This window comes from Nocardioides sp. (assembly GCF_047607365.1).
In the GTDB taxonomy this organism is placed as follows: Bacteria; Actinomycetota; Actinomycetes; order Propionibacteriales; family Nocardioidaceae; genus Nocardioides.
The window spans coordinates 1-12022 of the sequence record NZ_JASGDD010000069.1; the positions used below are offsets into that span (position 1 = coordinate 1).

16 protein-coding genes are annotated in these 12022 nt (G+C 67.7%); 14 read left to right on the top strand and 2 right to left on the bottom strand.

Annotated features, from left to right (window positions below):
- The 11 genes from ssd to QM572_RS05830 form a co-directional block, all read left to right on the top strand.
- Positions 1–927 (top strand): septum site-determining protein Ssd (gene ssd, locus QM572_RS05780; RefSeq protein WP_415090989.1); only part of this gene is annotated, 927 nt, incomplete at its 5' end.
- Between the two features lie 102 nt (positions 928–1029).
- Complete coding sequence (locus tag QM572_RS05785; RefSeq protein ID WP_415090991.1) at positions 1030–1737, top strand: ATPase, T2SS/T4P/T4SS family; 708 nt, start codon at positions 1030–1032, stop codon at positions 1735–1737.
- Positions 1738–1763: 26 nt separating this feature from the next.
- Positions 1764–3380, top strand: a complete 1617-nt coding sequence (locus tag QM572_RS05790; RefSeq protein WP_415090993.1) for a recombinase family protein — start codon at positions 1764–1766, stop codon at positions 3378–3380.
- 480 nt (positions 3381–3860) lie between these two features.
- Entirely contained in the window at positions 3861–4661 is an 801-nt protein-coding gene (locus QM572_RS05795) for a hypothetical protein (protein ID WP_415090995.1), read from the top strand.
- A 240-nt stretch (positions 4662–4901) separates the two neighbouring features.
- The gene (locus QM572_RS05800) at positions 4902–5471 is read left to right on the top strand and encodes a hypothetical protein (protein WP_415090996.1); all 570 of its coding nucleotides are present in this window, start codon (positions 4902–4904) and stop codon (positions 5469–5471) included.
- A complete protein-coding gene (locus QM572_RS05805; protein WP_415090998.1) occupies positions 5468–5731 on the top strand; it encodes a hypothetical protein in 264 nt (87 codons plus the stop codon). Before QM572_RS05800 ends, QM572_RS05805 begins: the two co-directional genes overlap by 4 nt.
- Positions 5732–5743: 12 nt before the next feature.
- Positions 5744–6205 (top strand): hypothetical protein, encoded by a 462-nt coding sequence (locus QM572_RS05810; protein ID WP_415091000.1) that lies wholly within the window; start codon positions 5744–5746, stop codon positions 6203–6205.
- Between the two features lie 2 nt (positions 6206–6207).
- Positions 6208–6585 carry a hypothetical protein gene (locus tag QM572_RS05815; protein WP_415091002.1) on the top strand — a complete coding sequence of 126 codons (378 nt, stop codon included), beginning with the start codon at positions 6208–6210 and terminating at the stop codon, positions 6583–6585.
- Between the two features lie 764 nt (positions 6586–7349).
- Positions 7350–7637: a hypothetical protein gene (locus tag QM572_RS05820; RefSeq protein ID WP_415091004.1), complete on the top strand. Its 288-nt coding sequence runs from the start codon at positions 7350–7352 to the stop codon at positions 7635–7637.
- Entirely contained in the window at positions 7634–8194 is a 561-nt protein-coding gene (locus QM572_RS05825) for a recombinase family protein (protein WP_415091006.1), read from the top strand. Before QM572_RS05820 ends, QM572_RS05825 begins: the two co-directional genes overlap by 4 nt.
- A gap of 208 nt (positions 8195–8402) precedes the next feature.
- Positions 8403–8588, top strand: a complete 186-nt coding sequence (locus QM572_RS05830; protein ID WP_415091008.1) for a hypothetical protein — start codon at positions 8403–8405, stop codon at positions 8586–8588.
- Between the two features lie 9 nt (positions 8589–8597).
- Here QM572_RS05830 and QM572_RS05835 read toward each other — a convergent pair whose 3' ends face one another.
- Positions 8598–9068 (bottom strand): hypothetical protein, encoded by a 471-nt coding sequence (locus QM572_RS05835; protein WP_415091010.1) that lies wholly within the window; start codon positions 9066–9068, stop codon positions 8598–8600.
- Positions 9069–9147: 79 nt separating this feature from the next.
- Here QM572_RS05835 and QM572_RS05840 point away from each other — a divergent pair, with 79 nt between their 5' ends.
- Positions 9148–9378 carry a helix-turn-helix domain-containing protein gene (locus tag QM572_RS05840; RefSeq protein ID WP_415091012.1) on the top strand — a complete coding sequence of 77 codons (231 nt, stop codon included), beginning with the start codon at positions 9148–9150 and terminating at the stop codon, positions 9376–9378.
- 539 nt (positions 9379–9917) lie between these two features.
- Here QM572_RS05840 and QM572_RS05845 read toward each other — a convergent pair.
- Positions 9918–10664 (bottom strand): hypothetical protein, encoded by a 747-nt coding sequence (locus tag QM572_RS05845; RefSeq protein WP_415091014.1) that lies wholly within the window; start codon positions 10662–10664, stop codon positions 9918–9920.
- 452 nt (positions 10665–11116) lie between these two features.
- Here QM572_RS05845 and QM572_RS05850 point away from each other — a divergent pair, with 452 nt between their 5' ends.
- Together QM572_RS05850 and QM572_RS05855 are read left to right on the top strand one after the other, a co-directional pair.
- The gene (locus QM572_RS05850; protein ID WP_415091016.1) at positions 11117–11590 is read left to right on the top strand and encodes an ATPase, T2SS/T4P/T4SS family; all 474 of its coding nucleotides are present in this window, start codon (positions 11117–11119) and stop codon (positions 11588–11590) included.
- Positions 11591–11771: 181 nt separating this feature from the next.
- The coding region (locus QM572_RS05855; RefSeq protein WP_415091018.1) for a hypothetical protein at positions 11772–12022 on the top strand (251 nt) is incomplete at its 3' end.

Sequence of the window (12022 nt, forward strand, 5' to 3'; positions counted from 1 at the left end):
GACGTCGGAGCCGCGCTGCGGGCGTGGGGCGGCGCCGGGCTCGTGCTCGTCGGCGGCGACCTGGCGGAGGAGATGGCGCGTACGGCGCCACCCCGGCGTCCCGGCGTCACCGTCGTGTCCTGGCGGGCGATGGACGGGCTCTTCCGAGCGGCCGTCGGGCTCGGCGCCGACGGCGTCGTCGAGCTCCCCGAGGGGGCGGGGTGGCTGGCGGAGCTCCTCGGCGACCTGGGCGACGACGCACCCTCGCGCGGGTTCACGATCGGGGTCGTCGGCGGGTCGGGTGGCGTCGGCGCGACCACGCTCGCCTGCGCGCTCGGCCAGATGGCCGCACGCCCGGCCGCCGTCGTCGACCTCGATCCGCTCGGTCCCGGGATCGACCGGGTCCTCGGCATGGAGGAGGCCGGGGGCGTGCGGTGGGCCGAGCTCGCCCACAGCAGCGGACGGCTCAACGGGCGGGCGTTGCGCGAGGCGATGCCGCACCGCGACGGGCTGTCGGCGCTCACCTTCGGCGTGACCGCCGCCGCCCCGGAGCGGGCGACGGTCCGCGAGGTGCTCGCCGCCGTGCGCCGCGCCCACGACACGGTCGTCGTCGACCTGCCCCGCTGCGGCGGCGAGGTGTGGGACGAGGTCGTCCCGCGCTGCCAGGTGGTGCTGGTCGTCGTCGACGGCTCGGTGACCGGGGTCGCGGCGTCGGCGCGGGTCGTCGCGGCGCTGCCCGACCCGTCGCGGACGCGTCTGGTCGTGCGGTCCGGCGGTGCGGAGGCCGACCTGGTCGCCCGCGCGCTGGGGGTGGAGGCGGTCGCCGTGCTGCCCCACTATCGGCGGGTCGTCGAGTCGGTCGACCTCGGGTTCGGGCCGGTCCGCTCGCGCGGCGAGCGGATGGCGCGGGCGATGCGGGCCCTGCTCGCCGAGGTGGCCGTGGCATGAGCACCCCACCCTTTCGCTCGCTGCGCTCCCGAAACGGCGGGGACCCCGCATGAGCACCCCACCCTTTCGCTCGCTGCGCTCCCGAAACGGCGGGGACCCCGCATGAGCGCCCCGTCGACCCGGGCCGAGCTGGCCGGCGAGGTGATCGACGAGGTCCGCGAGTGGCTCGCCCGCAGTCCCGGCGATCTCACCCCGCACCGGGTGGCGGCCGCGCTGCGCGCCACCGGTCGGCCGGTCGGCGACGCGACGGTGCTCGAGGTGCACGAGCAGCTCCGGCGCGAGACGTTGGGGGCCGGCGTGCTCGAGCCGCTGCTGCGGCTGCCCGGCGTCACCGACGTGCTGGTCAACGGCCCGGATCAGGTGCTCCTGGACCGCGGCGCGGGTCTCGAGGCGACCGGGGTGTCGTTCCCCGACGAGGGGTCGGTGCGCCGGCTCGCCCAGCGGCTCGCGGCCGGAGCCGGTCGGCGGCTCGACGACGCCTCGCCGTACGTCGACGTCAGGCTCTCCGACGGCACCCGGCTCCATGCCGTGCTGGCGCCGCTGGCACGTCCCGGCACGCTGATCTCCCTGAGGGTGCCCTCGCGGCGGACGCTTCCCCTGTCCGCCTCCGTGCCCGAGAGGCTGCTGCCGGTGATCTCGACGATCGTCGCCCGCCGCCGCGCGTTCCTGGTCAGCGGTGGCACCGGGTCGGGCAAGACCACGCTGCTGTCCGCGATGCTCGCCGCCGTCCCCACCGGCGAGCGGATCGTGATCGTCGAGGACGCCTCGGAGCTGCGCCCCGCGCAGCAGCAGGTTCCGCCAGCACAATAGGGAGCGAGAGCACTACGATCCCAAGTGTGAGGCCCCTTGCAGCGATCTATGTGCGGATCAGCCGCGACAAGGAGGGCAAGGGCCTCGGAGTCGCACGGCAGGAAGCCGACTGCCGAGAGTTGGCCGACAAGCTCGGCTTCGATGTGCTCGACGTCTACGACGACAACGACTACAGCGCCAGCAAGACCAAGCCGCGCCCCCGTTTCGAGCAGCTCCTCAAGGATGCCAAGGCAGGGAAGTTCCAAGCGGTCCTGTGCTGGCACACGGACCGGCTCTATCGGCGTCCTCGTGACCTTCACCGGCTGATCGAGGTACTCAAGCCCCGAGACATTCCGGTCCACACTGTCAAGGCCGGGTCGCTCGACTTGACCACTTCCAGTGGTCGGATGCAGGCAGGCATCTACGCGGAGATTGCCCAGAACGAGGTTGACCAGAAGGCCGAGCGTCAAAAGCGCAAGGAGCTTGAGCTGGCTCAGAAGGGCGAGCCCCGCACGGCCTCTCGCGCCTTCGGCTTCGAGGAGGACGGCAAGACGTGGAGGCAGCCCGAGGCCGAGATGATCCAGCAAGCGACCGCCGACGTGCTCGCCGGAACTTCACTCGCAGAGATCATCCGTCGGTGGAACGCCTCCGGCTACAAGACCACTCGTGGTCGAGACGACTGGACGCATGGCCGGGTCCGTGCGGTTCTCACTCGGTGGAAGAACGCAGGCATCCGTGAGCGCAACATCTACGACCCGTTGGAGCACAGCGGCTACAAGATCATCGACACGGAGTTCTACGAGGGCACGTGGGAGCCGCTTGTCAGCCGGGAGGAGCTTGAGGCGATCCGCAATCTCCTGTTCGACCCTGCCCGCCGCACCGGACCGGGCAACCACATCAGGAAGCACTTACTGTCGTTCTTCCTGACCTGCGGCGCATGTGGCCGACCGCTCATGGCGGGAAACACGCGGTCCTACGGCAAGACGTTCCTGAACTACAAGTGCGGCGGCAAGGGTCAGACCCCCGAGGGCAAGAGGTGCTGGTCGTCAATCTCATACCCGGTGGTCGAGGAGGTTGTGCGAAACCACATCGCTCGCAGACTCGCGTTTCCTGATCCGGCCCTCGCCCGTGCGACGGCGCTCGACCGGGACGCTCTCGACAAGAACCACGAGGCTAGAGCCGCGCTCGACGCCGAGCGGAAGGAGATCAAGGCACTCAAGATCGACCGGGTGAGCCGCGGTGAGTTGCTGGCCGAGCTGCAAGTTGAGGCCGAGCAGCTCCAAGACGAGTTCGAGCAGCTGGCGCAGAGCGGCTCCTTGGCTCAGATCATGCGCGGCTTTGCAGTCGTTGAAGACGCAGAGGTCGACGAGGAGGACTCAGAAACCGGAAGGGCCGTGGACATCCTCAAGTTCATGAGTGGCTGGAAGCAGGCCACCGCCACCGCCCGAGACCGGTTTGAAGACCTCACACTCTCCACTCAGCGCCAGATCGTTGAGGCTCTCATCCAAGTCACGATCCTCCCGGCTGCCGCTGGCAGGCAGTACCGAAGCAACCCCAAGGTCACAGCTCAGCGAGTGCAGATCACGGACTTGGACCCGGCGACGGGTGAGCCACTTGAGGAACAGCCGACTCACGGCGACGCAGAGGGCGAGTCCGGCGAGTAGCTCGCTCCGGGCCGCTCCTGGGCTGCCATAGCCGTTGCTTGCTCGCCCGTGGGGCTGGTTGGTTCCTAGCCTCCGAAGCCGCCGTAGCGGTCGAGAGCTTCGACATGTGAGCTGGGCTCCTGCCGAGTATCACTAGCGAGTCTCGACCCTCCCAGGTCAAGCCCCGAGGCCCTGTGCCTCTCCGGTCCTCCCGTAGTTGACTTGTCCTACGGTCGGAGAGGCACAGGGCCTCATCCCGTTCTCGTGTTCATGGGTGAGCGTCGGCTGTTGCCGATAGTGCTGTTGCGCGCAAGCGTGGGACGGGCTGAATAGGCCTGGGCGACCGAACGACGGGGCGAGACTCATTCATCGTCGGGAGGTCTCTCTACAACCCGCAGGTGACTCCACACGTCACCCCTTGGGGGGTAGGGGGGCTCTCTCACTCCGAAGCTCGATCTATTCATCCGCACACGCACGCGGACGCCGAGAGACAATGTCCCGGTGCAGATCGACGCGGACGGGATCAAGCTCCTCACCGAGAACGAGGCGAGTTGCTATCTCGACCGTTCGGTCCGGGCCCTTCGCACATTCGCCCGTGCCGGTGACATCGCCTCCGTTCAGCGCACTCGGTTCCCCAAGGACTGGCTCTATCGCCTCGACGTGCTCAAGGAGTGGCGGGACGCCAACGGCACCTATCGAGACGTGCTCGCAGCAGGCGCTCGCCGGACTCACACGCAGCGGGTCTACAAGGGCCAGGCGTTCTCCAAGTACCCGGAGTACCACCGCTGGAAGAAGATGATGGCGCGGTGCTACGACCCGAACCACCCGGACTTCGAGGACTACGGCGGTCGCGGCATCAAGGTCTGTGAGGAGTGGCACGACGCCTTCGCGTTCTACGACTTCGTGGCCGAGCACATGCCTCATCGCAAGCGGGGCCAGTCGATCGACCGGATCAACAACGACGGCCACTATGAGCCCAGGAACGTTCGGTGGGCCACCTTCAAGGAGCAGAACGAGAACCGTCGCGGGTGGTCCACTGCGGAGCCCCGATGTGCCTGCCCTCGGGGCTCCATGTGTGAACACGACGAACTCTCATGCCCCACGGAGGCGTTCCCGTGGGAGACGGTCGGCGTACGAGCGTGGAGAGCCTTCCGACGCTGGCAGGACGAGACCCTGCCTTGCATCTGTGACCTGTGTGAGGCCGGTCTGCCCCACGAGGAGCGGGAATCGCAGCTGGACGACTTCTACGACAACCTCGATCCGGACTTGGTGGAGATCTTCGGCGGGCCGACGCCTGTTTAACTTCAACGAGACCTAGCAAGCTCCTCTGAGCCCGCGCTGCCCTAGCGGCTGGGCTCGGCCAAGTGCATATCCAGTGCAGGCCACCACAGCCTCCTCCTGACTGCCGCAGCTCTCCTGCTGGGGGTTCTGCATTCCTAGTGCGTCCAGTCGCTCCAGAGGCGGAGAGCCCTTGCAGAGGTTGGCGACGGCAGCAGCCGATACCCCTCTGTGACGTCAGTACCGTGGAGAGGAGGCAGGCCAGTGGCACGCGACTGCGGAATGTGCAGGCACCCCAACCGTGCCGACCTCGAAACCAGGATCCTCCGCAGGGAACCAATCGTGCTCATAGCGGCTGACGCTGGCCTGTCGGTCAGCGCCGTGAACCGGCACCGTCGAGCCCATCTGACGGAGGAGCTGCGGGCTGCGCTCTCGATCCGCACCGCGTCTCACGTTTCCAACTACGCCGACCAGCTCGCGGAGCTGGCAGGCGACGCCAACAGCGTGAGGCAGTTCGCGGTCACCAGCAACAATCCGGACTTGCTGCTTCGTGCCGGGGCAGCCAAGCGTGACCTCCTCCTCGTCCTGACCCGCCAGCTCGGAGTTGACTCTGACGAGACGGTCGAGGGCCTCCGTGAGGCGATGACGTCCATGAACGCGATCGTTCAGGTCCTCCCGCGTCACCCCGACGCGCTGATCGACTTCCTGGCCTATCTCGACACTCACGGCAACACGGACATTGCCGACGCACTGAGAGGCGCATGGGCAAAGGGAGGTGTCCTCCCGGCACTTTCAACCGCCAAAGCGAATCGACCCACCAAGGAGCTGTCGTGACCACCGCCGCTGAGCAGCAGCACATCCAGCGCTATCTCGACATGGCCCAGCCGGGCAGACACCCGCAGGCCACAGCGACGCCCGACCCGGAGCCGGTGCGGCTCTCGGCCACTCGCAAGGCGTCGGCGCTCACCGTCCTGCAAGAGCTGGCACTCAAGTCCGGCCAGTACGCCCTCGCCTCGGGTTCCCTCGTGAAGCTCTACGACCGCGACTCCGACTCGGACCCGAACACCTTCGACCCCAACATCGTGATTCTCTGAAAGGACCCAGCCATGACTGACGCTCCCATCGCTCCCATCGCCAGTGCCCCCAAGGTGGGGGAGACCATCCACTTCCTCGTCTCGGGCTGGACGTTCCACAACGTCGTCAAGCACCAGTTCACCGGCGTCGTCTCGCGCCGCGGTGACGAGCTGGTGGTGTCCAAGTCCCTGATCGAGGCCAACACCGACAGGTTCGGACAGCTCGCCGCGTGGCTCGCTCTGGTCCACGACCCGGAGGCTCAGATCCGCCGCTTCGGGATGCAGGTCGTCGGCGTCGGCGGCTTCCCTCGGCACTTCGTGTCCACGACTCCCGGCGAGCTGGAGCACGACGAGGAGCGCCGTGCCCGGGTCTCTGCGGCCAACCAGATCACGGACCCCAAGGAGCGCAAGGCGGCTCTTGCCGAGATCGAGTCGGTCTACGGCCCGGCGGCTCCCACCTCGCGTTCCCTTGGGACGTACTCGGGGAAGCACTGACCATGACCGTGACGAAGATCGACAACAGCAACCGTGGCCGCTCGGAGGCGTTCAAGACCCAAGTTCTCCTGCGGTTCCTCCAGCATGGCCACCGCACGGCCAAGCTCAACCGGATCACTTCGATTGCCGAGGGCATCAAGCACCCCGGCTCGATGTCCGGGCTGCCGGTGGGCGTCTCTATCCATGCGGGCCTGTCACTCAAGGTCAGTGAGACCCTCGACGCCGCGGTCGTGGCGGCGACGCTCACCGGCAAGGAGTACGCCGTCGGCATCCACGCACGGCGCGGGCGGTCCATCGGGGAGGCGTACGCCGTGATGACCCTCGACCACTTCCTCGACATGCTCGGCTACGTGCCCGAGGAGGACCCACTCACGGACTAGGCCGAGCTGAGCCCCTCGGTGGTGGTCGGTGGTCTCCTTGAGCATGGTGTCCCACCGGCCACCTCCCAGCGGCTCAGCCCCGCCGAGTGCAGTCGTGAGTGACCGGACCTGGGGTCTCCTTGTCTGGACTGGTCCGGTCGCTCTCGTCTCTCCTCGGCCACCAGGATGGGGAGAGCCCCCGGGCACCGCTGTTCGGGATCAACCAAACCAACTCACAGAGAAGGCTCGGAACGGTCGCAGTCACCGGGCAGCGGTGCCCTCGGGGAGAGCCCTGCCAGCCGGTGGGTGCTCGTCGGTGATGCACCCACAGACGTTCCGTCGAGCACCCTCCCGCTGGCAGGATGACCCCGTGCCGACATGGCTTGCCTTCGCCCTCTGCACCTTCGGCCTGTGGCTCGGCGCCGATCTGATCCTCGACTGGTGGCAGGACCGCTAGCAGGTCGCTCCGGACCTCTCCCGTGCCACGACAGCCACGCGCAGCGCATGAGCTGGGGGTTGGGCGTTCCATCGAGTCCAGTCGCCACAGGGCCGCTCCTGTAGCCGTCCACTCTGTTGCTACTGGACAGGCTGCGTAGCTCCCCGGTGAGCGCCAGCGGAGCGGACCTCCGACAGCCTCCGAGCCGTCCACAAGTACGTCCGTTCAAGTTTCGGCGGAAACCGTCCGTAATTCGGGAGCATTGGTGACTTTGGTACACACCCGTCACCTCCGGTGATTCCTGGGTCTCGGTTCGGACAGGCCGAGCCGAGAGACCAAGGAGACAACCGTGGCCGCATCAACCAAGCACATCGCTACCAACGTCGAGCGGATGAACGACGACGTCGACCTCATGAAGATCTGGCGGGAGGTCGCTGTCACCGGCACTCCGCAAGAGGCATGGGCCAAGTTCATCGAGGCGGCTGACGAGGCCAGGATCGCTCACCGAATCCCCGGAACGGTGGGCCGGACGTTCAAGGCCAAGTACGCCAAGGAGCCCAAGCCTGAGCTTGCCAAGGACCCGGCCAAGAAGACGACCACTCGCAAGGCCGCTAGCACGAAGGCGGCGACGGCATGACGGCCCTCGTCGGTGCCTACTGTCGAGTCTCGACCTCGGGCCAAGACCTCACGCCGCAGCTCGATCAGGTCAAGGCAGCTGGCGCCACTCGGGTGTGGACGGACAAGCTCTCCGGAGTCCGCTCGGACCGGCCCGGACTGACGGAGTGCCTCGACTTTCTCCGTGAGGGAGACACCCTCGTCGTGGTCGCCCTCGACCGGCTCGGCCGCTCGGTGATTCAGGTACTCAACACCCTGAACGACCTGCACTCTCGCGGGATCGTCGTGAAGTCCCTCCGTGAGGGGCTCGATTTCTCGACCCCGGCCGGACGTCTCGCTGCAACGGTGTTCGCGGCAATGGCCGAGCTGGAGAGGGAGCTCATCAAGGAGCGGACGGCAGCAGCAAGAGACGCCGCTCGTGCCCGTGGCCGTCAGGTCGGCAGGCCTCCGGTCCTCTCCAAGGAGCAGACCGAGCTGGCCCGGACCCTCCGTGCCTCCGGCGAGAGCATCACGGCAATCGCCCGGACCATCGGCACTTCGAGGGCCACGATCTACAGGTGGACGGAGGAAGCCGCCTAGCAACTGCACAACCCAGAGACAGGAGTCAGCGCCAAGCGCGTTGGCTCCTGCTCTCGTGTCCAAGGACAACAACGGCCACGGCCCCGCGAACGACTGCCGGAAGAGCTAGCAAACTGGCGGGCTCAAGTGAAGGGGGCTGGGGGCTGAGCCGCTCCTCGGGGCTGGAACCGGGCTTGCAGAATCCTCGAACAAGTGTTCGACTAGCTCTGTGAGTGAGGCAGAGGCCGAGTGGATGCGTGGCTACAACACAGCACGGTCTCTGTGCCTCCGTCACGGCGTCGAGCCGGACATGCCCGCGCACGTCACCACCGCGTACGAGTCCGGATTCTCGTGGGCGGTCTACGACTGGCGCGACGCCAACGGCCTGCCCGGTGCAGCCGCACGCGGGGCCTGACGGCCTGGGCTACTCGGCGTCGCCGGAGTCATCGGAGTCCTGCGCGGACGCGGCGTTCACGATCGCCTTGAACTGGTCGATGTACTGCGGACAGAACGTTCCGACACCGAACCCAGCGGCATAGCCCCAGTCGCCTGCGTCAAGGATGCTGCTCTGGCCGAACTCGGTGAGGGCCTGACCGCCACCACCCTTCGCGAAGATGTCACAGACCCCGTGGGCAAGGTCCAGCAGTTCCTTGTCGGACAGCACCCCGTAAGCGTCGGGCCGCTTCTCGCGGACGCCCTTGACGAAGTACGCATCGTCACTCGACAGCTTCGCGCTGGCCGGCGCGCTCGGCGTCTTCGATCCAGACGCCTTGGGTGCGTCGGACCCGCTGGAACCGCAGGCCGCAAGCAGGCCAACGGCCAGTGCTCCGACGATGGCAGATCGGATCACGGTCATGGTGGTGTTCTCCCTCAGCTCCCCGGTGACGGGAATCACGATAGAACTCCTAGTGCCTATTACGAGCACAATCGTGGTATTCAGTCGAACGTTCATCACCACTTGGCTAGTGGTGGCTATGGACACAGACGACGGCGACCGCGCACTCACCCTCATTGGCGACAACATGAGGGCCGAGCGAGCACGCCGCAAGCTCACCCAGCAGGCGGTGGCCGAGCGCGCCAAGCTCCAGACGGCCCACTACTCCCGGATCGAGCGCGGTACGACCAATGCTGGGATGCTCATCTACATCCGGATCGCTCGTGCCCTCGGCGTAGACATCGCCACTCTGGTCAGCGGCGTCGAGTAGGTCTCCAATCGCGCCCGTTCGTTTGACGCGCTCCGGACCCTCGGGTGCAAGCGAGCCGCGATCTACAGGGCCTGCGAGGCAGCCTGACCTACAACTGAACAACCCCGGATGGGCGTCGGCCGCTCGGCCGGCTACTGCTCTCGTCTCCGACGACGCCACCCGGATTGACTTCCGTGAGAGCTGGCAAGCTCGGTGAGCAGCTCACGCCAGGCCGCCACAGCCTCGTGCAGACGGTTCGGGCTCACATGCTGGGGGAGCTGGGCAGCCAACTTCCTCGGGGCTTCCTGGCGGTGTACGACTGGCGAGACGCCAACGGACTGCCTGTGTCCCGACGCCTGCGTGTGCAAGCTCGACTTCACGCAGATTGGTCGACGGCGACGTACGTCGCAGCGTAGACTGGTCTACAGCCACCAAGAGGTGGCCGGTGACGCCTTCCCCGCTAAGAGTGACGCCACCGGCCGTTCGTCGGGCCCAGCGCGTACGTTCGCCGTTCCCTCCTTCTCTGTCGGGTTGGAGCAGGGTTGGGCCCTGCATTCCCGTCAGAGCGAATCCTTGGTGCCCACCTCCTCGGTGGTAGCCGCCTGCTGCTCCTCGAATCCGAGGGCCCGCTCGATCCGGTTCAGCAGGTCTGCGTCGAGCTGGCCGTCACCGGCGCCCTCGACCTTCGTCATCAGCAGGTTGATGTACTTGGCCCGCAGCGCCTCCGGACTGTTGTCCACCTGCTTCGGCTGATGCGGGGGAGGGGGTGGCGTCGTCGGCTCCACCGCCTTCTTGGCCCGCCTGCGCGCGGTGCCGTTGCCGGTGGAAGTCCGGGCCTTCTTGAAGTGCGGGCTGTATGGCACGCCCATGTCGTCGGCCATGCCGATGAAGAAGGTCACTGCCTTCCTGATCGTCGCTCCGCTGAGGCCACGTTCACGGAGTACGTCTGCGAGCTGGTCGTACGTCGCGTTCGATGCCAGCGCGAGGCAGTCGGCGTACTTGGCCTCGAAGACGGCCTTCATCATCGGGGCGATGTCGGCCTCGCTCGCGTCTGCGACCGCCTGCAACGCCAGGGTCGGCATCCGGTCGTCGTCGATCAGGTCGAAGTAGCGGAGGGTGCCGCGCACCTGGGCGACGATGCTGCCGCTGACGTTCCCGAAGTACGAGCCGTCGAACCGGGCGGGGAGCCCCTCGGTCTGGAACTTCACGAGGTAGTTCTTGAAGCCCTTGTAAGACATGTACGGCGCAGAGGCAGCCTGCTGACGCGGCTCCCCCTCTGCCTGTGGGTAGATCTCGATCTCAGTCACCGCTGCCTCCTCTCTCTGCCTAGACTCGCGGTGAGGCTCCCATCGTAAGCGAAGACCGCCGGGGATCACAAGCATGTTTTTTCTGGAGTCCCCTGGTTGGCAGCGCGAATGGCGAAGCCGCCGTGGCAGAAGACTTGGCAAACCGTCTCTGACCTGCTGATTTGCGTTCATGTTGTGTTACAACATGGAATCTCCGGAGAGTTTGCCGACAAGGGGAGAAACCGGCTGCTCCGGTCGGCTTTGGTTCGAGGCGGGCCGAAGACCACCGGAACCGTTAGCGATCCATGCGGCTGTGCAGACCGCCGGGCTGGGCAAACCAGAAGGCTCTCGCTCGACATCTTTCGCCGCTCGGGTCGAGTTGCCCTAACGATGGGCCCGGCGGGGCGCGTAGTCGACAAGACTGGCTCCGTTGTGGTTCCTGAGCTTCATGAGCCGCGTATTGCGATTGAAAGATGTTCGGGCACCCCCACGTGGTTGCGCTCGAGGCCCGGCCGGCCAACATCGAGGGCGCCGGCCGGGTGAGCGTCCAGGAGCTCGTCCGCCAGGCGCTGCGGATGCGCCCTGACCGGCTGGCGGTCGGCGAGGTCCGCGGCGCCGAGGTGGTCGACCTGCTCGCGTCGCTCAACACCGGCCACGAGGGCGGGTGCGGCACGCTGCACGCCAACTCCTCGCGGGACGTGCCGGCGCGGATCGAGGCGCTCGCGCTCGCCGCCGGGCTCGGCCGGGAGGCGGCGCACAGCCAGCTCGCGGCAGGGCTCGACGTCGTGCTGCACGTCGACCGCGCCACCCGCCGGGTCTCCGAGATCGCCGTGCCCGTGCGGGGAGCCGACGGCCTCGTCTCGATGGCGCTCGCCCTGTCGTCGGGGCCGGACGGTGAGGTCCGACGGGGTCCGGGCCACGAGCGGCTCTCGCGGGTGCTCGCATGAGCGCCATCTCCCCGAGTCACGGGCTGTGGTGCCCCGCGTCACGGGTCGAGGTCGCCTCGCGGCGGGGGGTGCGGTCGTGACCGGGGTCGCAGTCGTGTGCGCGGCGCTTGCGGCGGCCCTGCTCCCCGGTCACCGCCCGGCCGCTTCTGCCCCGATGGTACGGAGCGCGTCGGCGCCGCCGGTGCGCACGACGGGAGGCGCTGTGGCGCTGGCCGGGATCTCGGTGGCCGTCGGGCTGGTGCTGGCGCCGCGAGTGGGCGTGCTCGCACTGCTGGGCGCGGGTGCGGCGGTGGTCGGCTCGGCGATGGTTGCCCGGCGCCGATCCGCCCGTGAGGCGGAGGCGACCGCGGCTCGGCTGATCGACGCGTGCGAGCAGCTCGCGGCCGAGCTCGCCGCGGGGCAGGCGCCGGCCGTCGGGCTCGGGCGGGTGGC